The sequence below is a fragment of the Zemynaea arenosa genome (assembly GCF_004614185.1).
GTDB lineage: Bacteria > Pseudomonadota > Gammaproteobacteria > Burkholderiales > Burkholderiaceae_D > Telluria > Telluria arenosa.
Genome location: NZ_SPVF01000100.1, coordinates 1 through 22,110 on the forward strand (window position 1 = coordinate 1; position 22,110 = coordinate 22,110).

General features: G+C 65.8%; 18 protein-coding genes. 12 read left to right on the forward strand and 6 right to left on the reverse strand.

Translation table 11 applies throughout. The features are described 5' to 3' along the window. Window positions 1–302 precede the first annotated feature (302 nt). Window positions 303–2,666 (forward strand): DNA internalization-related competence protein ComEC/Rec2, encoded by a 2,364-nt coding sequence (locus E4L96_RS07185; protein ID WP_135206533.1) that lies wholly within the window; start codon window positions 303–305, stop codon window positions 2,664–2,666. Between the two features lie 79 nt (window positions 2,667–2,745). After that, on the forward strand, window positions 2,746–4,200 hold the full coding sequence (locus E4L96_RS07190) for a hypothetical protein (RefSeq protein WP_167758623.1): 1,455 nt from the start codon (window positions 2,746–2,748) through the stop codon (window positions 4,198–4,200). On the opposite strand, the gene E4L96_RS07195 is transcribed toward E4L96_RS07190, so the two are convergent. The 3 genes from E4L96_RS07195 to E4L96_RS07205 form a co-directional block, all read right to left on the reverse strand. Then, a complete protein-coding gene (locus tag E4L96_RS07195) occupies window positions 4,185–5,657 on the reverse strand; it encodes a rhomboid family intramembrane serine protease (protein WP_135206535.1) in 1,473 nt (490 codons plus the stop codon). The two genes, E4L96_RS07190 and E4L96_RS07195, sit on opposite strands and share 16 nt — an antisense overlap. 63 nt (window positions 5,658–5,720) lie before the next feature. After that, complete coding sequence (locus E4L96_RS07200) at window positions 5,721–7,199, reverse strand: ATP-binding protein (protein WP_135206536.1); 1,479 nt, start codon at window positions 7,197–7,199, stop codon at window positions 5,721–5,723. Window positions 7,200–7,203: 4 nt separating this feature from the next. Then, entirely contained in the window at window positions 7,204–7,884 is a 681-nt protein-coding gene (locus E4L96_RS07205) for a response regulator transcription factor (RefSeq protein ID WP_135206537.1), read from the reverse strand. A gap of 137 nt (window positions 7,885–8,021) precedes the next feature. On the opposite strand from E4L96_RS07205, the gene E4L96_RS07210 reads away from it, so the two are divergent. The 3 genes from E4L96_RS07210 (at window position 8,022) to dcd (ending at window position 10,230) form a co-directional block, all read left to right on the forward strand. Then, complete coding sequence (locus E4L96_RS07210) at window positions 8,022–8,750, forward strand: Spy/CpxP family protein refolding chaperone (protein WP_135206538.1); 729 nt, start codon at window positions 8,022–8,024, stop codon at window positions 8,748–8,750. A gap of 81 nt (window positions 8,751–8,831) precedes the next feature. Then, complete coding sequence (locus E4L96_RS07215; RefSeq protein WP_135206539.1) at window positions 8,832–9,626, forward strand: alpha/beta fold hydrolase; 795 nt, start codon at window positions 8,832–8,834, stop codon at window positions 9,624–9,626. A 37-nt stretch (window positions 9,627–9,663) separates the two neighbouring features. After that, the gene (gene dcd, locus E4L96_RS07220) at window positions 9,664–10,230 is read left to right on the forward strand and encodes a dCTP deaminase (protein WP_135206540.1); all 567 of its coding nucleotides are present in this window, start codon (window positions 9,664–9,666) and stop codon (window positions 10,228–10,230) included. A gap of 67 nt (window positions 10,231–10,297) precedes the next feature. On the opposite strand, the gene E4L96_RS07225 is transcribed toward dcd, so the two are convergent. The 3 genes from E4L96_RS07225 to E4L96_RS07235 all read right to left on the reverse strand — a co-directional run bounded on the left by E4L96_RS07225 (window position 10,298) and on the right by E4L96_RS07235 (window position 14,913). Next, window positions 10,298–13,141: a M16 family metallopeptidase gene (locus tag E4L96_RS07225; RefSeq protein WP_220433402.1), complete on the reverse strand. Its 2,844-nt coding sequence runs from the start codon at window positions 13,139–13,141 to the stop codon at window positions 10,298–10,300. A gap of 84 nt (window positions 13,142–13,225) precedes the next feature. Continuing rightward, complete coding sequence (locus tag E4L96_RS07230; RefSeq protein ID WP_229414279.1) at window positions 13,226–14,194, reverse strand: GGDEF domain-containing protein; 969 nt, start codon at window positions 14,192–14,194, stop codon at window positions 13,226–13,228. A gap of 89 nt (window positions 14,195–14,283) precedes the next feature. After that, a complete protein-coding gene (locus E4L96_RS07235) occupies window positions 14,284–14,913 on the reverse strand; it encodes a sensor histidine kinase (protein WP_135206541.1) in 630 nt (209 codons plus the stop codon). 141 nt (window positions 14,914–15,054) lie between these two features. Between E4L96_RS07235 and queE the strand changes: the two genes are divergently transcribed. From queE to E4L96_RS07270, 7 genes are all read left to right on the forward strand, one after another. After that, window positions 15,055–15,690 (forward strand): 7-carboxy-7-deazaguanine synthase, encoded by a 636-nt coding sequence (gene queE / locus E4L96_RS07240; RefSeq protein ID WP_135206542.1) that lies wholly within the window; start codon window positions 15,055–15,057, stop codon window positions 15,688–15,690. A 9-nt stretch (window positions 15,691–15,699) separates the two neighbouring features. Then, on the forward strand, window positions 15,700–16,143 hold the full coding sequence (queD, locus tag E4L96_RS07245; RefSeq protein ID WP_135206543.1) for a 6-carboxytetrahydropterin synthase QueD: 444 nt from the start codon (window positions 15,700–15,702) through the stop codon (window positions 16,141–16,143). Between the two features lie 12 nt (window positions 16,144–16,155). Then, window positions 16,156–16,647 carry a tRNA adenosine(34) deaminase TadA gene (gene tadA / locus E4L96_RS07250; protein ID WP_135206544.1) on the forward strand — a complete coding sequence of 164 codons (492 nt, stop codon included), beginning with the start codon at window positions 16,156–16,158 and terminating at the stop codon, window positions 16,645–16,647. Window positions 16,648–16,812: 165 nt separating this feature from the next. Beyond that, window positions 16,813–18,789 (forward strand): wax ester/triacylglycerol synthase family O-acyltransferase, encoded by a 1,977-nt coding sequence (locus E4L96_RS07255; RefSeq protein WP_135206545.1) that lies wholly within the window; start codon window positions 16,813–16,815, stop codon window positions 18,787–18,789. 1 nt (window position 18,790) lies between these two features. Next, a complete protein-coding gene (locus tag E4L96_RS07260; RefSeq protein WP_135206546.1) occupies window positions 18,791–19,717 on the forward strand; it encodes an alpha/beta fold hydrolase in 927 nt (308 codons plus the stop codon). Further along, on the forward strand, window positions 19,714–20,640 hold the full coding sequence (locus E4L96_RS07265) for an LD-carboxypeptidase (RefSeq protein ID WP_135206547.1): 927 nt from the start codon (window positions 19,714–19,716) through the stop codon (window positions 20,638–20,640). The genes E4L96_RS07260 and E4L96_RS07265 overlap by 4 nt, the downstream gene beginning before the upstream one ends. Window positions 20,641–20,642: 2 nt before the next feature. Next, window positions 20,643–21,911, forward strand: a complete 1,269-nt coding sequence (locus E4L96_RS07270) for an NAD(P)/FAD-dependent oxidoreductase (protein WP_135206548.1) — start codon at window positions 20,643–20,645, stop codon at window positions 21,909–21,911. The last annotated feature ends 199 nt before the right edge of the window (window positions 21,912–22,110 follow it).

The window sequence follows — 22,110 nt, forward strand, 5'->3', positions numbered from 1 at the left end:
ATCCTTCCACCGCCATCATCAAATGAGACCTTGGCAAACCGGGGGCGTCCATGTACGGGGTCAGGCCTGCCCTGCATAGACAAGCCCTGACCCCACTCGTATTTTCTCCCACCAAATCAAGCGCTTACGCGTTGCTGTTCTGATACCGTTTTGAAACTGCGGTGCCTGACCCCGGTGTTGGAAAACGATACTTTTTTTGGTGGGCGGAAAGATTGGAGGGGAGCGGTGTTCGTTTGCGCTATGTCGGAGGGGCGGGGCGGGGAGGCGGCAGACTGGCGGCGGTCTTTCAAGGAGGCGCGGAGATGCGGATCGCGATTCTTTCGTTTGTGGCCGGCGTGGCGATCTTGCAGACGGCGCCGGTGCTGCCAGAGCGGGTGGTGGCGCTGGCGTTGATCGTACTGGCGCTGGCATGCGTGGCCGGGGCGCGGCTCGTGCCGCAGTTGCGCTATGCGTGGGCGGTCGCGGGCGGCCTGGCCTTGGGGTACGGATGGGCGGCGCTGGTCGCGGGGGCGGTGCTGGCGCATGAGTTGCCGAAGGACGTGGAGGGCAAGGACCTCACGATCATCGGGACGGTCGATAGCCTGCCGTATGTCTTCGATGGCGGGGTGCGGTTCGACTTTGCGGTGGAGCGCAGTGAGCATGAGGTGGTGCCACCGCGGATCGTACTGTCGTGGTACGAGAATATGCGCGGGGCGGAGCGGCAGCTGGGCGATGTGGCGCCGGGAGAGCGGTGGCGGCTCACTGTGCGCCTCCAGCGCCCACACGGGAACGCGAATCCGCATGGCTTCGACTATGAAGTCTGGCTGCTGGAGCAGGGACTGCGCGCCACCGGATACGTGCGCGCCGACGCGGCTAATGCGCGGCTGGATGCGTTTGTGCCGTCGCCGGGTAACTTCGTGGAGCGCACCCGCGCGTGGCTGCGCGAACGGATCCAGCGCGCGCTGCCGGAGCGCGAATATGCGGGTGTGATCGTGGCGCTGGTCGTGGGCGACCAGCGGGCCATCAGCCAGTCGGACTGGAAGATCTTCAACCGCACGGGCATCAGCCACCTGGTCTCCATCTCGGGGCTCCATATCACGATGGTGGCGGGGCTGTTCGCGCTCGCGGCAGCGGCGCTGTGGCGGCGCTCGTTCTTCACGCAGGCGCAGCTTCCGCTCCTGGTGCCGGCGCAGAAGATTGCGGCGCTCACCGGCGCGGGCGTGGCGCTCATGTACGTGCTGCTGGCGGGCTTTGGTATCCCGGCGCAGCGCACGCTCTACATGCTGGCGGTCGTCGCGGCGGCTGTGTGGAGCGGGCGCACGACCAGCATCTCGCATGTGCTGGCGATCGCGCTTGGCCTGGTTGTGCTGCTCGATCCCTGGGCGGTGCTGGCGAGCGGGTTCTGGCTGTCGTTCGGCGCCGTCGCGGCGATCCTGTTTGCGACCAGTGGACGGGTGCGGGGCGCGCGCCAGGGCTGGCGCCATGCACTGCGGCTGGCGGCTCACACGCAGATGGCGGTGACGCTGGGGCTCGTGCCGCTCACAATGCTGCTGTTCGGGCAGGTGTCGGTTGCGAGTCCGATCGCGAATGCAGTGGCGATTCCGCTGGTGAGCTTTGTCGTCACGCCGCTGGCCCTCGTCGGCAGCGTGGCGCCACCGTTGTTATCGGACCTTCTGCTGCAGGCAGCGCACGGCTGCATGGTGGCGCTGGCGGCCCTCCTCAAGCTGATCTCAGCGGTGCCGTGGGCAGTATGGACGGCGCGGGTGCCGGAGCCGTGGGCGTTTGCGTGTGCAGTCGTGGGCATCCTGTGGCTTCTCGCGCCGCGTGGCTGGCCGCATCGGTGGGCGGGGCTGGCGGCCTGCCTGCCGCTGCTGGGTGCCGCGGACTCGCGGCCTGCGCCAGGCACGGTGACGCTGACGGCGCTCGATGTGGGACAAGGCATGGCGATGCTGGTGGAGACCAGCGACCACCGGCTGCTCTATGACACCGGTGCGTCTTACGCTCCCGGCGCGGATGCGGGCAACCGTGTAATCGTGCCTTACCTGCGCGCCCGCGGCATCCACGCGCTGGACGGCATGGTGGTCAGCCATAGCGATACCGATCATTCCGGCGGCGCGCTGTCGATACTCGATGAGGTGCGCACGGACTGGGTGCTGTCGTCGCTGCCCTTGGACTACGGTGTGCCGACGAAGACGCGCCATCATGTGCGCTGCGCGGCCGGCCAAACCTGGCGCTGGGATGGCGTACAGTTTTCGATCCTGCATCCGGCTGAAGCGAGCTACGGCGATGCGGCCCTCAAGTCGAACGCGCGCAGCTGCGTGCTGCGGATCGTCGCCGGCGATCGCGCGGTGCTGCTGGCCGGGGACATCGAGGCGCCTCAGGAGGCTGCACTGCTGGCGAATCGTGCCGAGGTGCGCGCGGATGTGCTGCTGGTCCCCCATCACGGCAGCGGCACATCGTCGACGACCACCTTTCTTGACGCGGTCAAACCGTCGATCGCGGTCTTCCAGCTCGGGTACCGGAACCGCTATCACCACCCCAAACCGGAGGTCTGGAACCGCTACGGCCAGCGCGGGATCGTGCGCCTGCGCAGCGATGAAGCGGGCGCGATCACCGTCGACATCCCAGGCGCTGTCATGACCCGCGAATACCGCCGGGAGCACCCGCGCTATTGGTACAACGGGTAACTAACCGTCTACTGGACAGTGCCAAACGGCAATGCTAGCATCATTGACGTTTTGTTAATTGGTCAATAACGGGAGCCCTGTGGCAAAAGACTATTGCGTGTACCACGCCGACAAGGCCGCAAACTGGAATTGCGTGAAATGCGGCTCGCTCGTCTGCCAGGAGTGTTTCCCCGCCCATGCCCAGTCGGACCGGCCACCGTATTGCACCCTGTGCGGCGGGGATATGCGCCATCTCGGCGTCCGCAATTCGATGCCGCCGTTCTGGTCGCAGATGCCGAAGTTCTTCGCATATCCGTTCGCGCTGAATGGACTGGTTTTCCTGGCGCTGCTGGCGGCTCTCAGCATCGGAGCGGTCAAGCTGTTCGATACGCAAAGCATCGTGATTTTGCTGCCGATCTTTGTGGGCGTTTCACTGGTGATTCGCCAGGGCTTGCGCGTGATTGAATTCACCAGCCAGGGCAGATCCCGCCCGCCCAGCATCGGAGAACTCTTCGACGGCAATTCCACGACGCTGAAAATGCTCGGCCTTCTGTTTGCCTACAGCCTCCTGGTGCGCACGGCCGGGCATTTCGGCCTGCTCGGACTGGCCGCGATGATCGCATTTTCCGTGCTGCTGCCCGCAAGCGTCATGCTTCTCGCGATTCGCGGTTCGTTGCGGGACGCCCTGGACCCTGCGCAGGTATTCCAGCTGGCGGCGAGTACCGGCTGGTCTTATCTCGGTTTGGTCATGGTCCTGCTGATCACGTCGCAGGGACCGCAGCAGGCGATGCAGCTATTGCCTGCATCGACTCTGCAGCATCTGGCGCAAAGCAGCCCCTATCTGCTGCTGATGATGTTTGTCGTCAGCACGGCCTATTTCAACATGGTGATGGGCGCCATGATGGGTTATCTGCTGTTCCAGCATCACGAAGATCTCGGGATTCGTCCCGACGAGCAAACTTCTGGCACAGCGCCCGCCGATAACAAGGCGCTGGAGATGGCCCGCGCCGTGATCCTGGTGCGCGAATCACGCTACGACGACGCGCTGAAGCACATGGCGGGCATGGTCAGCGACCACCCGAATGATATCCAGGTGCTGGAATATCATCACAAGCTGCTTTGCCAGGCGGGACGCGATCCGGAACGGGTGGTGCAGTACACGGAGCGCTATCTCCAGGCCTTGTATGACTCACGGCGGAAGAACCGTCTCACGGCCGCCGTCGATGCGGCCCGCCGCGTGGTTCCCGCCTATAAGCCGAAGAGCATTGCCCTGCGCGTGGCTCTGGCCGAGGAGTATTTCCATCAGCGCCAATTCAAGCTCGCCGTCGAATTGATCGGCATGCTGCATAAGGAAGCGCCGGCCAGCGAGGAGGTTCCCGCGGCCCTGTATCTGCTGGCGCGCATTTACTCGGAGGGCGTACGCGATGACGGCAAAGCCCTCATGGTCCTCGATTTCCTATTGCAGAAGTATCCAAACCATCCGTTCACGGCGGAGGTGACGAATTACCGCAAGGTGATCCTGTCGCTGCGCCAGACCGCTCAAGCCGCCGGGTGAGCGGCCAGCTGGCGCGCTTCCTGGGAATCGGGAAAGCGTGCTTCCAGTTGCGCACGGAAATGCTGGGCCTGGTGGCCCAGATTGGCCTTGGCTGACAAAATGGACGCGGCTTGCAGGATGCGCGGCATCGCTTCATGCTTGCAATGCCGCTGCAGCAGTCTTTCGACCACCGCGGCCAGCGGCTTGATGTGCTCGACCCGGCCGAGGCGCTGCGCCAGCATGAGCGAGACGTTTTCGGTCAAAGCCGGAGTTTCTCCACCGATTTGCACATAATCGTGCGCGACTTCCCGCATAAGCCCATGCATGTCCGAATCGCGCGCGGCATTCCCGGCTTGCTTGAACAGGCTGTGCACGATCTGGTGGTATTCGCGGCTGGCCGGGGAGATTTTCACGACGCCATATAAGGTCCGCCAGGCCCGCGCATCCTGCGGCATGGCCTTGACCAGGTCCATCGCTTTCTGGCGCGCCTCATCCGGCTTCATTGCCACCATCAGTTCCTGGATGCGGGCGTGCGCGGACTTGAAGGGCGCGTCCGGGTCGATCTTTTCGACATAATTGCGGTCGTATTTCAGGCCGAAGCGCAACCAGATCGCGAGCAGCACAAAGCCGAACAGCATCCCGCCGGTGTGCGCCCAGTGCGCCACACCATCTCCGCCATTCCATGAGCCCAGCAGTTCATAACCGACCCAGACCGGGAAGACGATCAGCGCCGGCGCCCGCACATGGCCGGAGAAGAAAATCACGTTGTAGAAAAAGTTAATCTTCCGAAGGCCGTACAGGGCGATATACATGCCCATCAAGCCGGAAATCGCTCCGGACGCGCCCAAAGCGCTGCTGTCCTTGCCGAGTTCGGATGCCCAATACAGCAGGGTCCCGCCCAGGCCGCTGCACAGGTAAAGCAGCAGGTAGACGCCGGATCCAATCGCGGCTTCCAGCGCAAAGCCGAAAATGAAGAGGAAGACCATATTCCCCAGCAGGTGCATGACGCTCCCATGCAGGAACATGCTGGTGAACCAGGTGTCCCAGCGCGCTTCCTTGGCGTTGAACGCATAGGCCCGGTCGCTCAGGGAATTGATCAATTGCTCGAATCGGGCCCGGTCGGCACGCCACTGCGGATCGCCGTCCAGTTCCTTGTGCAGGGCCTGGATGAAGTCCTTGTCATTGGCGGAATGGGTGAACTGCGCGCCCAAGGCAGATGCGGCCGGCGCTCCTTCTTCATCCTCAGCGTCGAGCTGCTGCAGCAGGACGGGATTGGTCCGCCTCAGGTAATCGCGGAACGGCTCATATTCCCGCTGGACCAATCCAGATTCGCCGTACCATTGATAGGACTGTTCCAGCTTTTTCGGGTCTTTTCCCTGATAAACGAAAAACACCAGCACATTGATAACAATGAGCAGAATCGTGATCAGTGGCGGCTTTTTCCAATCGGGGCGATTTTCGGCTGGGATGATGAGCATGCTGATTCATTGTCGTTAGGCAATGAATGAGAATTTAGCATGCTCGGCCCGAACGCGTCAGGGTTAAATCGGCCGGGTGATAGGCAGGACGATATCGACCGCCAAACCGCCGCCATCGCGGTTGCGGGCGGCGATCGATCCGCCGTGCGCATACACCACGCGCTGGGCGATGGCGAGGCCGAGGCCATGGCCGTCCACATTGTTGGACTCGGGCTGGGAGCGGAAGAAGGGCTGGAACACGGCCTTGAGATCGACTTCGCGGATGCCGGGGCCGCGGTCCAGGACCGCCAGGCGCACGTTCCGCGCATCCGCCTCCAGTGCCAGTTCGATGGCGCCACCGGCGGGACTGTGCTTGATGGCGTTGCGCACCACGTTCTCGATCGCGCGCCACAGCAGGTCGGGCGAGCCGTTGATGGTGACGACCGCGCCGCCGCTGACACTCAATTGCTTGCCCGCTTGCTCGGCCTCGAACCCGCAGTCCTCGACAATCCCGTCGATCAGGTCCATGAAGGGGATGTCTTCTTTCTGCGGCGCCGCCGCCGAGACCTCGAGACGCGAGAGCGTGAGCAGTTCGCCCACCAGCTTGTCCATGCGGACTGATTCGCGTTCGATACGCTCGAGCGAGGCGTCGATCTTCTCCGGTTGCTGATGCGCGATGCCGATGGCGGCCTGCAGCCGCGCGAGCGGGGAGCGCAATTCGTGCGAGACGTCGTGCAGCAGGCGGCGCTGGCCATCCATCAGGTTGCGCAACTGGCCGGCCATGCGGTCGAAGTCGCGGCCCAGCGAGCGCAGTTCGTCCCCGCCGAGTGTGCTTCGGCCGGTGAAGCGCGGCTCGAGGTTGCCGGCGGCGGCGGCGTCGAACGCGTTACGCAATTCGCGGATCGGGCGACTGAAGTACCACGCCAGCGCGGCGGCCACCACCAGGCTCGCGAACAGCGCGGCCAGCATGGGCATGAAATGGCGGGGCAGCGGGCCGAAGCCGGGGCCACGCGGACCACCGGGGACGGCGGCCGGACCGTCAACCCGGGCTGAGGCGGTAGGGCCGGGAGCAGGGGCGTGGTCGGCCGGTGGACCGGCCATGTCGGGACGTGGACCGTGACCACCGCCAGCGAAAGGATTGAAGCTGGGCCGCGGGCCGCGCCGCGCGGGCAGGAACAGGAGGTAGCTGTGCCCATCGGACGCCTGCACGCGGCGCACGCTGGTGCGGCTGCCCTTGTCGCTGACCGAGTACTCGGCGCGCGCGAGCAGGGCGGCGTCGTAATGGCGACCCAGGATGTCGCGGCCGGTCTCGTCGACCACCAGCACCTGGGTGAGGGAGGTCTGGCGCTGCAGGAGCAGGCGCAGGGCATCCGGTCCGCCCACTTCCAGCGTCGCGGCGGCGGCTTCAATGTGTTCCGTGGCAGGGTGGCTCGAATCGAGGCCGCTGCGGGCTTCGTTCTCGCGCGCTTGCGCGTGCAGCCAGAACACCGTGCTCACGCCGATGGTCGCAGCCACCTGCGCCAGCAGGATCGCGGCGAAGAACTTCCAGAAAAGACGGCCCATCCGCTTATTCCCGAATCAGCTGGTAGCCCAGGCGGTAGACGGTCTGCAGGCAGGAACGCCCATCGGACAGGGTGCCCAGCTTGTGCCGCAGGCTGGAAAGGTGAACATCGATGTTGCGGTCGAAGCGCGCCATCGGGCGGCCGAGGCCCTGCTCGGAGAGGTCGTTCTTGCTGACCGGGCGGCCGGCGTTGCGGGCCAGGACTTCCAGCAGATTGAATTCGGTGCTGGTGAGATCCAGCGGCTGGCCGTCCCACAGGGCGCGGCGCTGCTCGGGCAGCATCGTCAGCTTGCCGACGACGAGGGTGACGCCATCCTGGGGCTGGGCCTGGGTGCGGCGCAGGATGGCGCGGATGCGGGCCGTCAGTTCGCGCGGGGTGCAGGGCTTGGTGACGTAGTCGTCGGCGCCCAGTTCGAGGCCGAGGATGCGGTCCGTGTCGTCGCCACGGCCGGTCAGCATCAGGATCGGCATGCGGCTCTTTTCGCGGATGCGGCGCAGGGTTTCGATGCCGTTCATCCGCGGCATCATGACGTCCAGGACTGCGATGGCGTAGCGGCCACTGAGGGCTTCGCGCGCGCCGGTCTCGCCGTCATGCGCGCAGGTGACCTGGAAGCTTTCCTGCTCGAGGTATTCCTTGAACATGCCGACCAGCTCGGGGTCGTCGTCGATGAGTAGTACGTGATTCATGGCGGCGATCATAGCAAAGGGCGTCATGACGGGAGGCGGTCGGGACTCGGCTTTTACCCGGTTTTACATCCAGCTTACCGCGCTTTACGCGGGTGGTCCGCACAATCTGCCGCATTGATAACCAGAAGGAGGCAGAGATGCGGTTCAAGAATTTGGTGGCGGGTGCCACCGTGGCATCCATGTGTGGCGCGGCGTTGGCCGCTGCGGGCGCGGACGGTCTGCCGCCGCCGGGTCTCCCCGGCGCGGGACCGACGCAGGGACCAGGGCTGGGGCCGGAGATGGGGCCGCACGGCTTTCACGGACTGCCACGCGACGTGCAGCTGACGGAGGCGCAGCAGGACAAGGTGTTTGCGATCATGCACGCGGCGGAGCCGCAGCGGCGGGAGCACATGAAGGCGGTGCGCAAGGCTCAAGAGGCGCTGCGGGCGGTGCACGAGGCGGACAGGTTCGATGACGCCAAGGCCGCCGCAACCGCGAAGGCTCTCGGTGCGGCGACGGCGGCATCGGCTTTGCAGGAGGCGCGGGTGGACGCGCAATTGGACGCAGTGCTGACCGCCGAACAGCGCCAGCAAGCGCGCAGGGTTCAAGAGGAGCGCGAGCAGCGCTGGCTCCGTGACGGGCACGGGCAACGCGGCGATGGCGATGACAGGCTGCGGAGACAACGCGGCAATGGGCCGGTGGGTGGACGCGGCGATGGCCCGCTGGGTGGCCGTGGCGCAGGCCCGCTTGGTGGTCGTGGTGATGGGCCGGTGGGTGATCGCGGCGCCGGTCCGCAGGGTGGCCGTGGCGATGGCCCGGTGAGGGATCGCGGCGCAGTCCCGCTGGATGGCGGCAGTGACGGGCCGCCGGGCGCCCGGGGCGGCTGAGGGCCGAAATGGCGTTAGTGTTCTGACTCTAATGCAGGGACGCGGCCATCGGCGCCGCCGGGCTGCCGGTACAATCTGAGGATGACCAAGCCCCTGCTGCACTTCGCGCACGCCAACAGCTACCCCGCTGGCACGTACCGCCAGTTCTTCGACCTGCTGCGCGCCGACTTCGAGATCGGCGCGCTGGACATGCACGGCCACGACCCTGAGTACCCAGTCGACGATGGCTGGCGCAACCTGCGCGATGAACTGATCGTGCAGCTCGAGTCCTACCCGGAACCGGTGGTGCTGGCCGGCCACTCGCTCGGCGGAATGCTGAGCCTCATGGCTGGTGCCAAGCGCCCGGAGCTCGTGCGCTGCGTGATCATGCTGGATTCCCCGGTGGTCGCGGGCTGGCGCGCCTTCTTCTGGCGCTGGCTGAAGAACAGCAGCGTCGCGGACCGCTACACGCCCGCAAAGAACTCCGCGCGCCGCCGCACCACGTGGCCGAGCTACGAAGCCGCCTACGAACACTTCAAGAGCAAGCCGATGTTCGCCGCCTGGGCGCCCGGCGTGCTGCGCGACTATCTCGATCACGGCCTGGTGCCGCACGAAGACGGCGTCCAGCTGCGCTTCACGCGCGACGTGGAGACGGCGATCTACCGCACCTTGCCGCATCACCTCGGCGACATACTGAAAAAGCCGTACCCCGTGCCGATCGGTTTCGTCGGCGGCACCGAGTCCGAGGAGAACCGCCAGGCCGGCCTCACGGCGACGCGTGCGCTTGTGAAGGACAACTTTATTCAAGTGCAGGGCGGCCACCTGTTCCCGATGGAGCGGCCCGATGTCGCGGCCGAGGCCACCCGCGAGATGGCCCAGCGCCTCCTTTTCGCGTAAAATCCTGCCATTTACGCAACCACCACCGACACCGCACATGACCATCAAAAGCGACAAATGGATCCGCCGCATGGCGGAGCAACACGGGATGATCGAACCGTTCGAACCCGGCCAGGTGCGGAACGTCGACGGCAAGCGCGTGATCTCGTTCGGAACCTCGTCCTACGGCTACGACATCCGCTGCGCCGACGAATTCAAGGTTTTCACCAACATCAACAGCACCATCGTCGACCCGAAGAACTTCGATTCGAACTCCTTCGTGGACGTGAAGAGCGACGTCTGCATTATCCCGCCGAATTCATTCGCGCTGGCCCGCACCATCGAGTACTTCCGCATCCCGCGCAATGTGCTGACGGTCTGCCTGGGCAAGTCGACTTATGCGCGCTGCGGCATCATCGTCAACGTCACGCCGTTCGAGCCGGAATGGGAAGGCTATGTGACGCTGGAGTTCTCGAACACGACCCCGCTGCCCGCGAAGATCTACGCGGGCGAAGGCTGCGCGCAGGTGCTGTTCTTCGAGAGCGATGAAGTCTGCGAGACCTCGTACAAGGACCGCGGCGGCAAGTACCAGGGACAGCATGGCGTGACGCTGCCTAAAGCCTAAGCGCGCAGCTCCAAAACAAAACGGCCGCCTCATTGCGAGGCGGCCGTTTTCGTTTATCGCACCACGCTTACTGCGCGAAGACTTCGGAGGCCGGCGTGATCTTCACCGTCTCCGGCCGGATCCCCAGCTTCATGGCGCCAATGGCCTTGTCCTCGTCGAGCAGGGCTTGCGGCTTGTTGCCGTCGTATTTGATCGGCGAAAAGGCGTCGGTCACCAGCTTTTCCTTCAGCCCCTGCGCGTCCTTGGTGATCATCACCACGGTGAGGTTTTTGGCCGACAGGTGCTTGCGGATGGCCGCATTGACGTCATCCACGGTCATCTTCGACAGCGCAGTGCGCATCATGGACGTGTACTCCGGCATGCCGTACCACTGCGCGTCCAGTGCGTAGCCCAGCTGCTGGTCCTGGGTCGCGGTCATGACGAAGACGTTCTTCATCAGGTACTCGCGGGTGGACTCGAACTGCTCCTTGGTCAGGCCCTTGTCCACCAGCTTGCCCAGTTCCGTCAACGCGATGCGCAGCGCCATGTGTGCGTTCTCCGGTGCCACCGGCCGGATCCACACCTCAAACAGCTGCGCCTTGCGGCCGATGTTCGCGCTCGGGAAGAAGCCGAACATCCCGCGCGGGAAGGCTTCGATGTAGGCGTAGTCGCCATAGTTCATGCCGCGCGCTTCGCGGATGCGCTGGTAGAGATACGAATTGGACGCGCGGTGCTCGCCCAGCCAGGTCTTGGCCAGCCACAGAGCGGGATACTCGGGATGCGAACGCGTGACGGCGATCGGCATGCCGAACGAGATCGCCGTGGCCCGCGTGTTCTTCTCGATGATGTCCACTTCCAGTCCGTTGGCCTGGTGCGCCTGCGGCACGGTGGTGGCGGGCAGGCCCGCACCTGCGGGCAGCTTGGCCAACGCCTGCTTGAGCTGCGCGACCATCGCGTCCGACACGTCGCCGGAGATGCCGACGCGGACCGCGCCCTGGGCGTAGGCCTTGCGATAGAAGTCCTTCACATCGTCCAGCGTGATGGCGTCCAGCCCCTTGGAGGTACCCAGTACCGGATGCGCGTACGGCGTCCCCGCAAAGACGTCCGTTTGCAGCCGCTCCTTGCCGAATTCCTCTTCGTTGTTGTCCTTCAGGTCCACCTGCAGGGCATTCTTCTGCGCGTCCTTCAGGCGGCGGAAGTCCTCTTCGCGGAAGCCCGGCGACAGCAGCATCGGCAGCGCGATGTCGAGGTACTGGTTCCAGTTGTCCTTGTGGATGGAGCCGGTGAAGGTGGTCATCTCCTTGTCGGCCAGCTCACTGAAGCTGCCCGCCAGCGGGAACAGGGCCTTGGTGATTTCGTCGATCTTGCGCTCGCTGGAGCCGGCCGATGCGACCATCGCGGCGGTCAGCGCGGCCAGGCCTTCCTTGCCCACCGGGTCGTGCGCGGAACCGGCGGCGAAGGTCAGCTTGAAGCGGATCTGCGGGAGCACGGACTTCTGCACCAGCACATCGAACTTGCCGGAGCCCGCGGGCGCATCGAAGCTGGCCAGCTTGGGCAGGGTCCCGATTCCGGCGGGCAGGGCGTCGCTGGAGAGCGTGGTCACGACCATGTTCTCGTCGGTCAGGTACTTGCGCGCGGCGGCCTGCAGGTCCGCAGGCGTGAGCGAATCCACCACGCGGAAGTAGTTATTCAGCGTGCCGTAGGAGCGGTTGAAGTGGACGAAGGAGGCCAGCGTGCTGGCGATGGCCTCGGTGTTATCGAGAGAGCGGATCAGGCCATACTTCTCGGCGGACTTGGCATCGTCCAGCTGCTGCTGGGGCACCGGCTTGTCACGCAGGCCGGCGACGGTCTTGAGGATGGCGTCGCGCACGTAGAGGGCATCGGCGGGATTCTTGACGCGCGCGCCGATAGTGGCGAGCGTCGGGTCGACGCGGTTGGGCACGGAGTCGAACAGCTGGTCGACCTTCTGCTCGTCCTGCACCAGGCGCTTGTACAGCTGCGAGGTGCGGCCGAAGGACAGTGACAGCAGCATGTCCAGCGCGGCCTGGTCTTTCACTTTGTCCGAAAACGCGGGAGCATGGAAGGCGACTGTCACCAGGGGCAGGGTCTTCGAAGTCCACTGCACATGCTTGTAGATGGGGCCATGCGCAGGCGGTTCGGTGGGCACGTCGGCCTTGTAGGTGCCGTGCTTCCAGCCACCCCAGTATTTCTCGACCATGGCGATGGCCTTCTGCGGCTCCACGTCACCGGCGATGATGACGGTGGTGCGCTCCGGGCGGTACCAGCGGTCGAAGAACACCTTCGAATACGCGTACTGGTTGGGCATGTCCTCGATGTCCTTCAGGAAGCCCATCGTGGTGTGCTTGTAGGTGTGGGTATTGAAGGCGGCGTCGCGCTGCACCTCGAACAGCTTGGTGAACGGGTTGGCGCTGTTCTTGTTGTATTCACCGAGCACCGCGCGCGACTCGGTCTTGAAGTCGTCTTCCGCGTAGTCCAGGTGCTGGAAGCGGTCGGCCTCCACCTTCAGCACCGTCTCCAGGTCGTCCTTGGCGAAGGTGGTGTGGTAGTTGGTCAGGTCGTCGCTGGTGTAGGCGTTCTGGCGCGCGCCGGCGCGGGTGATGATCTCCTGGTACTTCTCGGGCGGGTAGGCCTTGGTCCCGCGGAACATCATATGTTCGAAGAAGTGGGCGAAGCCGGACTTGCCCGGTTCGATCTCGTTGCGCGACCCGGTCTGCACCGGGATCTGGACCGAGACGAGATTCGGGAAGCCGGTCGGCACCACGATGACCTTGAGGCCATTCGGCAGGGTCTTTTCGGTGGCCTTGAAGGGCAGGACATCGCGGCTCTTTGCGGGGGCCGCCGGAGCGGCGGCGAAGGCGTTGGCCACGAGGGCCGGGAGGGCCAGCAGGGCGAGGCGGTGGATGCGGGGCACGTTGTCTCCTTGAGCATGAACGAGCGCAAGGATAAGGCAATCGGCGGCGCGTGCCCAGCGCCGCGGTGTATGTATATCGACTGCCTACGCGGCTTCGGACAAGGGAAGGCTGATGCGGTTGCGGCCCATATGCTTGGCGCGGTACAGGGCCGCATCGGCGATGGCCACCAGCTGGCTCGGGTCCATGCCTGGTGCCGCGAGCGCGGTGGCGGCGCCGATGCTGACCGTGACGTGGCGCCCGGCGGCCACCGGATGCGGCACCCCAAGCTTTTCGACGCGGCGGCGGATGCGTTCCGCAACGATGGCGGCGCCCTTCAGGGCCTGGTTCGGGAGGATCACCGCGAACTCCTCGCCGCCGTAGCGCGCCACCAGGTCGTTGGCGCGCATCTCGCTGGCCACGGCGGTGGCGATGCGGCGCAGGCAGTCGTCGCCGCCCAGGTGGCCGTGGACGTCGTTGTACTGCTTGAAGTTGTCCACGTCCACCATCAGCAGCGAGAGCGGCTGCTTCTGGCGCAGCGCGCGCGCCCACTCGGACTTCATGGTTTCGTCGAACCAGCGGCGGTTGGCGAGGCCGGTGAGCGCGTCGCGGCGGGCCTGCTGTTCGAGTGCGATCTGCGCGTTCTTCTCGTCCGTCATGTCGCGCAGGGTTTCGATCACGCCCATCAGAGCGCCATCGTCGGTGTAGATGGCGTTGGCGTCTACCGCGAGGTAGCGGCGCTTGCCGGCGCGCGGCATGTCGCACCAGTTTTCGGCGGCCAGACCCTCGGGCGAGGACTCGGGAGCGATCTGGCGCTGGTACAGGGCCCCCACTTCGGCGGTGCGGTCCTGGATCACCAGGTCGGCCAGCGTGGGGCGCGGCACATCGTAGAAGCTGCGCCAGTGGTCGCGCGTGCCGAGGACCTCGGTGGCCGGGACACCGGTCAGGCGCTCGCAGGCGCGGTTCCAGATGATGACCCGGCACTCCGGGTCGAGAACGAAGACGGGAATCGCCAGCAATTCCATGAGCTTGTTGGCGAAACTGTGGCCGATTCCTGCGGCAGGGGTGGCATGCATGTCGTATCCGATCGGCAAGAATTGATTGCGGACAAGTCTTGATTCTGATCGGCCCAACGCGCGAAGCTTTGATCTAAACCAAACTGACGTCAACGCGCTCCCAGTCCGAGGATGACGTGTACCGTTGTCCCCACGCCTGGACGCTGTACCACGGCCAGCGAACCGCCAGTTTCCTCGGCCCGCTCGCGCACGCCGCGCAGGCCGTAGCAGCCGTCCATCGAGCCGGGCGAGGCGCCGGTGCCGTTGTCGGCGACGGTGATCTCGAGGCCGTGAGTGCTTACGGCCATGCGGACGGACACTTCCGACGCCTGGGCATGGCGGGCGACATTGGACAGCAGCTCCTGGATGATGCGCATGGCGGTCACGTCCACCTGCCTTGCGTGCTGGTCCACGGCGTGGTCGGCCTGCAGGGCGTGGTCGATGCCGCTCACGCGGGTCACCTCCATCAGCTGGTGGCGCACGGCGGCGCTGAGGCCGCCATCGAGCATGCCGGGGCGCAGGTCGCGGATGATGGCGCGCAGGGACAGGATGCTGGCGTCCAGATGCCGGATGAGCCCGTCCACCTGCTGCCGCACCAGCCCGCTGGCGCCGGCGCGCACCACGGTCAGCTCCAGCTTCAGGGCCAGCAGACTTTGGCCCAGGTCGTCGTGGATGTCGCGTGCGATGCGCTGGCGTTCCAGGTCGCGGGCTTGCTCGGCGGTGCTCGGGGTCGGCTTCATGGGCGGTCTCCTTGGGGCAACATCGTGCAAAATACTTCCATACGGCAATTCTTGCGTTGGGGAAAATCAAGCGGGGGTGGAAAGGGCTCCCCTGCGCGCGGTATAATGGCCGGTTCCGATTGCCGTTCAGGCCTCCCGACCGTGACTTACAGCATCAAAGAAATCTTCTATACCTTGCAGGGCGAAGGCGCGCACGCCGGGCGCCCGGCTGTGTTCTGCCGCTTTTCGGGTTGTAACCTGTGGAGCGGGCGGGAAGAGGACCGCGCGAGCGCCGTGTGCCAGTTCTGCGACACGGATTTCGTGGGGACGGATGGGGAGCGCGGCGGCAAATTCCGCGACCCGGCCGATCTGGCGGGCGTGATCGATTCCTTGTGGCCTGCCGAGCGGCCCCTGAATAAATACGTGGTGTTCACCGGCGGCGAACCGCTGCTGCAGCTGGATGCGGCGCTGATCGAAGCGATGCATGCGCGCGGCTTCACCATCGCCATCGAGACCAATGGCACGCTGCCGGTGCCGCCGGGCGTGGACTGGATCTGCGTGAGCCCCAAGATGGGCTCCAAGCTGGTGGTCGAGCAGGGCAACGAGATCAAGGTCGTGATCCCGCAAGCGGGGCAGGATCTGGCCGCGTATGAGCACCTCCAGTTCGACAATTTCTTTGTGCAGCCGATGGATGGACCGCTGGCCGCCTTCAACACCACGCTCGCCATCGACACCTGCAAGCGCAATCCCAAGTGGAAGCTGAGCATCCAGACCCACAAACTTCTCCAGATTCCCTGAGTACCTGACATGCTGACCATCACCCGCAAGCTGGAGTTCGACGCCGGCCACCGCATCCCCGACCACAAGAGCCAGTGCCGCAACCTGCACGGCCATCGCTATACGCTCGAGATCACGCTGGTCGGCAACGTGATCGAGGCCGAGGGCAGCTCGGACAACGGCATGATCATGGACTTCTCGGATATCAAGGCGCTGGCCAAGCAGCACCTGGTGGATGTGTGGGACCACGCCTTCCTGGTCTACGAGAAGGACGAGTCGGTGCGCGGCTTCCTCGCCTCGCTGCCCGATCACAAGACCGTGGTCATCGACCGCATCCCGACCGTGGAGAACCTGGCGCGCACCGCGTGGGACATCCTCAAGGCTGCTTATAAAGACCGCTATGGCACCGGCCTGCACCTGCACAAGCTGGTGCTGCATGAGACGCCCAACTGCTGGGCCGAGATCACCGAGTAAGCGGCGCGCGCCATGACCGACGAAGACTTCATGCGGCTCGCGCTGGAGCAGGCCAAGGGCGCGTGGGCGCTGGGCGAGGTGCCCGTCGGCGCGGTCGTCGTCAAGGATGGGCAAGTGGTCGGCATGGGCTTCAACCAGCCGATCGGACTGCATGACCCGACCGCGCATGCGGAGGTGGCGGCGCTGCGTGATGCTGCCAAGAAGATCGGCAACTACCGGTTGCCGGGCTGTGAACTGTTCGTCACCCTGGAGCCGTGCGTGATGTGCGCGGGGGCCATGATGCATGCGCGCCTGGCGCGGGTGGTGTATGGCGCGTCAGACCCCAAGACCGGCGCGTGCGGCTCGGTCGTCAACATGTTTGCCAATGACCAGCTCAATCACCACACCCAGGTGACGGGCGGCGTGCTGGCCGAGGACACGGCGGCGATGCTGCGCGCCTTCTTCGCTGAGCGGCGCACCGCTGCTGCCGCGCTGCGGCGCGCACCGGAGACCCAGCAGGACTAAGCGTTTTTTTTAAAAATGCTATTCTCGTTTCGACCGACAGGAGACGAGATTGGACCGCCGCACGCGCGCGCTCTCGCCGCGCATTTTCCCTTTCTGCGCCGCTGACTGCACGCTGTTGTGTGGGGCGACGTCCGCTTCGTCTGTCGCTTCGACGGCGGGGTGGACATGGATTTTCTGAACGGGCTGGACTCAGCCTTTCTGCATTTCGAATCGCCGGCGATGCCGCTGCATGTGGGGGCGCTGCATCTGCTGGAGCTGCCGGAGGAGCGGCGGGCCGGGTATTTTGACGCGCTCAAGCTGCATCTGGCGGGGCGAGTGCGGGGGCTACCGGCCTTCGGGCGCAAGCTGGCGGCGATGCCGTTCGGGGTGGCCAATCCGGTGTGGGTGGAGGATGCATCGCTCGATGTGAGCAACCATCTGCGCCGCGCGCGCGTCGCAGCGCCGGGTGGCATGCGGGAGCTGGAGCAGCTGGTGGCCGAGCTGCACGCGCAGCCGCTCGACCGTGGGCGGGCGTTGTGGGAGCTGCATCTGATCGAGGGCCTGGCTGAGGGCGGGCTAGCGGTGTACTTAAAGGTGCACCACGCGGCGCTGGACGGGCAGGGCGCGGCGGCAGTGGCGGAGATGCTGATGGATGCGACGCCGGATGCGGCGGCCAGCGCGGCCAGCCAGGCCGCCGGTTCCGGGCACGCCACAGGTTCAGCGCACGGCGCTGACGGCGCAGCGCCTTCGGCGGCGACGCTGCTGACGGCCGCGGTGCGGCATTCGATTTCGCAGACCTTCGATCTCGCGCGGCGCGTGCCGGAGAGCTTGCGCGCAGCAGCGTCCATGCGCCATGCGCGGCCTTCGCTGGCGCCGCGGACACCGCTCAACGCAACCATCACGCCGGAGCGGGACTTCGCCACGCTGCGGCTTCCGCTCGACGAAATGTCGCGCGCGGGCAAGGCGTTTGGCGGTAGCACGAATGTGGCACTGCTGGGCGTCGTGAGCGGTGCGATGCGGCGCTACCTCAATGGTCTCGGCAAGCTGCCCGATAGTTCACTGGTGGCCGGTGTCGCCGTGAACCTGCGCGAACGTGGCGATGGGCGGGTCAACAACCAGGCGGGCATGTGGTTCGTGCCACTGGCTACCGACGAAGTCGATATCGCCGAGCGCATGCGCATCATCGCCGACAACGCGCAGCAAATGCGCGACGGCGTGGCGCGCGCACGGCCTTTGCTGCTCACCGACTTCCCGAGCTTCGGCGTGCCATGGGTCATGGGCGGTATGTCCGCCATGCTGAATCACGCGCGTTTGGCCGACACGCTGCCGCCGATGGCGAATCTGGTGGTCTCCAATGTCACCGGCCCGATGGGCGCCCTGTACCTCGCGGGCGCCAAGGTAACCAGCGTGTACCCGATCTCCGTGGTGGCCCACGGCCTCGCCCTCAACGTCACCGCGTTCAGCTACGGCGACGCGCTGGACATCGGCGTCACCGCGGCCAAGTCCGCGCTGCCCGATCTGCAGCGGTTCATGGACTGCCTGCGCGAGTCGCACGTCGAACTGCTCGCGGTCGCCCGCACCCAACCCCGCGAAGCCACCAAGCCCCCTGGCACTATTCATGCGTCACACGGAGAGGGCGCCGAACACGCGGCCGCAAGCCAAGATGGGCGCTCGCAGGGCGCGGAGGTTCACGCCCGCTCCGCTGCGCGCCCGCGCGGCATGGGCGGTCCGGCCAACGCTCACGCAAACGATGGCAATGGCCACGCGCGTCCTGGCAGCACGGCGCACGTTAACCTAAGTGGCGCGGCGCACGCCATCGATGGCGCGCTGGAGGCGGCTGACGGCCTGCTGAGTACCGCCGCAGCGGCGGTGCGCTCCGCGGTCAATGGTGTCTCCAATCTGGTCGCCGGCGCAGCGCATGCCGCAGCCGGGGAAGCCGAGAAAGCCGTGGAAGCCGTCGAGGAAGCGGTGCACGAAGAGATGTCCCCGCGCAAGCCGCGCCATCGCACCGCTGCCGCCGGCGCCGTCTCCGCCCACACTGCATCCCGCCTGCGCAGCCGCCGCGCCGTGACCACGGCTGGCGTCGACGCCTCGCCGGAGGCCTCGACACCGGCCACGCACACCTCGCGCGTCGGGCGAACACGCGCGAGCGGGGAGGCGTGACATGGCCCTGCTGCGCATCCACGGCATCGACCTCGCTTACGAGCGGTCCGGGGATCCGCGCGGCACGCCGATCCTGCTCATCATGGGTCTTGGCATGCAGCTGGTCTCCTGGCCCGAGGAATTTGTGGAGGGTCTGGGAGATCTCGGCTACAACGTCATCCGGTTCGACAACCGGGACAGCGGCTTGTCCTCCAAATTCCGCGCCGCCGGCAAGCCAAACCTGGGCTGGACCTGGCTGAAGTCCAAGCTGCACTGGCCCATCCGCCCCGCCTACACGCTGGACGACATGGCGGGCGACGCACTGGCGGTGCTGAACGCGCTCGGTATCGGCCGCGCCCATGTCGTCGGCGTGGCGATGGGCGGCATGATCGGCCAGGTGCTGACTGCCAAGCACCCGGAACGCGTACTTTCGCTTACCTCCATCATGTCCAGCAGCGGGCGACGCGGCTTGCCTGGCCCGAGCCGCGAGGCCCGCGCCGCACTTCTTGAACGGCCACGCAACACGAAGGACCGCGCCGCCCTGGTCGAGCACATGCTGGGCGTGATGCGCACCATCGGCAGTCCCGCGTATCCGATGCCTGAGCGCCTGCTGCGCCAGCGGATCGTCCGCTCACTGGCCCGCAGCATCTGCCCCGACGGTGTCGCGCGCCAGATGGCGGCCATCACCGCCTCCGGCGACCGGAGCGAGATGCTGCGCGCTATCGCCGTGCCCACGCTGGTGATCCACGGAGCCGCCGATCCGGTCGTGCCGCTCCAGTGCGGAATCGACACCGCTAGCCTGATCCCCGGCGCGCGGCTGGAGATCATCGAGGGCATGGGCCACGATCTGCCGCCCGCCCTGACCGAGCGGTTGCTCGCCTTGATCGACGCCCACACGCGCGGTAAGATGCTGCCCGACCCTATCCCGCGGCTCTTCGAAAAACAGTGAACTTTCCCCCCATCGGCCTGGCCATCGTGGCGCCAGGCGGCTACGCCCTCGATGGCGAGCAGCTGGCACGCGGCATCGCGCGGCTTGAAGCGCAAGGTTGCACCATCCATAACTACTACGACCACGCCGCGACCTTCCAGCGCTTCGGCGGCACGGACGAAGCGCGCCTCGCGCAGCTGCACGCGGCCGCGCGCGACCCGGATGTGCAGGTGGTGATGGCGCTGCGCGGCCAGTACGGCATCAGCCGCCTGCTGGACTTGATCGACTGGGACCTGCTGGCCAGGAGCGGCAAGATCTTCTGCGGCTACTCGGATATCACAGCCCTGCACATGGGCCTCTACGCGCATTCGCAGACCCTGAGCTACGCGGGACCGATGTTCGCGGGCGACTTTACGGGCGACGAGCTGCAGCCGTACACGGTCGAACAGTTTGTCCAATGCCTGCGCGGCCCGGTGCATACGGTGGAAGGCCGCGTGGAAGGCGAGGGCGCGCGCAACCCAGTGCTGGACGTGAGCGGCACCGTCTGGGGCGGCAATCTGGCCATGCTGGTGCACCTCGCCGGCACGCGCTACTTCCCTTCCATCGACGGCGGCATCCTGTACGTGGAAGACGTCAACGAACACCCCTACCGCGTCGAACGCATGCTGCTCCAGCTGCTTAACATGGGCGTGCTCGAACACCAGCAGGCGCTGGTCCTCGGCTCCATCAACGCCTACAAGCTGGCGCCGACCGACAACGGCTACGACTTCGACGCCATGCTGGCCTACTTGCGCCACAAGCTGCCGATCCCGGTGCTGACCGGGCTCCCGTTCGGCCACATCCCGGTGCGCGCGACGATCCCGTTCGGCGCGCAGGCGAGATTGCAATCGGACGGCACCCGCTTCACGGTGACGATGCGCGACTACCCGACGCTGGCGGTCTGACCATGCTGGCCGAGGGCAGCTACTACCGCGCCACCGCGGGAACGACGGACTACGCGCCGCTCAGCGGCGTGCAGGAGGCGGAGGTGTGTATCGTCGGCGGCGGCTTCGCGGGCCTGGGCACGGCGATGGCGCTGATGGAACGGGGCGTCACCAACGTGGTGGTGCTGGAGTCGCAGCACGTGGGCTTTGGCGCATCTGGGCGCAATGGGGGCTTTGTGTTCGGCGGCTTCTCGCTGGGCGAACGAGGGTTAATTGATACAGTTGGCGTGGGAGAAGGCAAAAAACTGTATCACTTGACCCTGGCCGCGGTCGAGCAGATTCGCCGCCGCATCGCGCGCCACAACATCGACTGCGACGCCCGGCACGCCGGCATCTACCTCGCCAACTGGTTCGACGACGACTCCATCCTCGACGAGCAGCAGCGCTTCATGCACGACACGCTGGGCGTGGACTGGAAGCGCGTGAACCGCGCGGAGCTGGCCGAAAAGCTGGAATCGAAACGCTACTTTGGCGGCCTGTTCGAGGAAAACGCGTTTCACTTCCATCCCCTGAAGTACGCACAAGGCCTGGCCCGCGCGCTGACCGAAGGCGGCATCCGCATCCATGAGAACAGCCGCGTCGCGAGCCTGCAGAAGGATGGGGCCCAATGGCGCATCGCGACGGCGCAGGGTGAGGTGCGGGCCAGGGAAGTGGTGGTGTGCTGCGGCGGCTATATCGAGCGGCTGTACCCCAAACTGGCCGGTGCGATCCTGCCGATCGCCACCTACGTCATGGTCACCGAGCCGCTGGGCGACCGGCTGCGCACGGCCATGCGGACCGAGGCCGCCGTGTACGACACGCGCTTCGCCTTCGACTACTACCGCCCACTGGCCGACACCCGCATCCTGTGGGGCGGCCGCATCTCCATCTTCGACCGCAGTCCGGCCGAAGTTTCACGGCTGCTGTACGGAGACCTGATGAAGGTGTACCCGCAGCTGGAAGGCACGAAGATTGACTATGCGTGGAGCGGCATGATGAGTTACGGCCGCCACAAGATGCCGCAGCTGGGGCGCCTGCCCGAAGGGATCTGGTTCGGCATGGGCTTCGGCGGCCATGGTGTCGGCCCGACCACGCTGGCCGGCGACGTTCTGGCCGCCGCGATCTGCGGCGACGGCGTGGAACTCGGCCGCTTCTCCCCCTGGGGCCTGCCCTCGACCGGCGGACCGGCCGGACTGGCCGCCGCCCAGTTGACATACTGGTACTACGAGCTGCGCGACTGGCTCCGCCAATAACCCGAGTCGAAACGTACTCCCCCCACCAGGGACGTACCCCGCTCCCACACCAGGGACGTACCCCGCCTTAGAGGTGTAGGAGGTCTCCGCTTCTTTACACTTTCAGTCGCCACCGACATATTCAAAATGCTCACATAATCAGTGGCTTAGAAAATAAGTGTTAACCCTGCGTTTATGGCCGAAATGGGGACGTACCCCG

What these genes read in the sequence shown, in the direction of transcription:
- E4L96_RS07215 (WP_135206539.1), top strand. Translation starts at nt 8,832, where the DNA reads ATGACCAAGCCCCTGCTGCACTTCGCGCACGCCAACAGCTACCCCGCT.
- E4L96_RS07210 (WP_135206538.1), top strand. Translation starts at nt 8,022, where the DNA reads ATGCGGTTCAAGAATTTGGTGGCGGGTGCCACCGTGGCATCCATGTGT.
- E4L96_RS07200 (WP_135206536.1), bottom strand. Translation starts at nt 7,199, where the DNA reads ATGGGCCGTCTTTTCTGGAAGTTCTTCGCCGCGATCCTGCTGGCGCAG.
- tadA (WP_135206544.1), top strand. Translation starts at nt 16,156, where the DNA reads ATGACCGACGAAGACTTCATGCGGCTCGCGCTGGAGCAGGCCAAGGGC.
- E4L96_RS07230 (WP_229414279.1), bottom strand. Translation starts at nt 14,194, where the DNA reads ATGCATGCCACCCCTGCCGCAGGAATCGGCCACAGTTTCGCCAACAAG.
- queD (WP_135206543.1), top strand. Translation starts at nt 15,700, where the DNA reads ATGCTGACCATCACCCGCAAGCTGGAGTTCGACGCCGGCCACCGCATC.
- E4L96_RS07195 (WP_135206535.1), bottom strand. Translation starts at nt 5,657, where the DNA reads ATGCTCATCATCCCAGCCGAAAATCGCCCCGATTGGAAAAAGCCGCCA.
- E4L96_RS07260 (WP_135206546.1), top strand. Translation starts at nt 18,791, where the DNA reads ATGGCCCTGCTGCGCATCCACGGCATCGACCTCGCTTACGAGCGGTCC.
- E4L96_RS07185 (WP_135206533.1), top strand. Translation starts at nt 303, where the DNA reads ATGCGGATCGCGATTCTTTCGTTTGTGGCCGGCGTGGCGATCTTGCAG.
- E4L96_RS07255 (WP_135206545.1), top strand. Translation starts at nt 16,813, where the DNA reads ATGGATTTTCTGAACGGGCTGGACTCAGCCTTTCTGCATTTCGAATCG.
- E4L96_RS07205 (WP_135206537.1), bottom strand. Translation starts at nt 7,884, where the DNA reads ATGAATCACGTACTACTCATCGACGACGACCCCGAGCTGGTCGGCATG.
- E4L96_RS07235 (WP_135206541.1), bottom strand. Translation starts at nt 14,913, where the DNA reads ATGAAGCCGACCCCGAGCACCGCCGAGCAAGCCCGCGACCTGGAACGC.
- dcd (WP_135206540.1), top strand. Translation starts at nt 9,664, where the DNA reads ATGACCATCAAAAGCGACAAATGGATCCGCCGCATGGCGGAGCAACAC.
- E4L96_RS07270 (WP_135206548.1), top strand. Translation starts at nt 20,643, where the DNA reads ATGCTGGCCGAGGGCAGCTACTACCGCGCCACCGCGGGAACGACGGAC.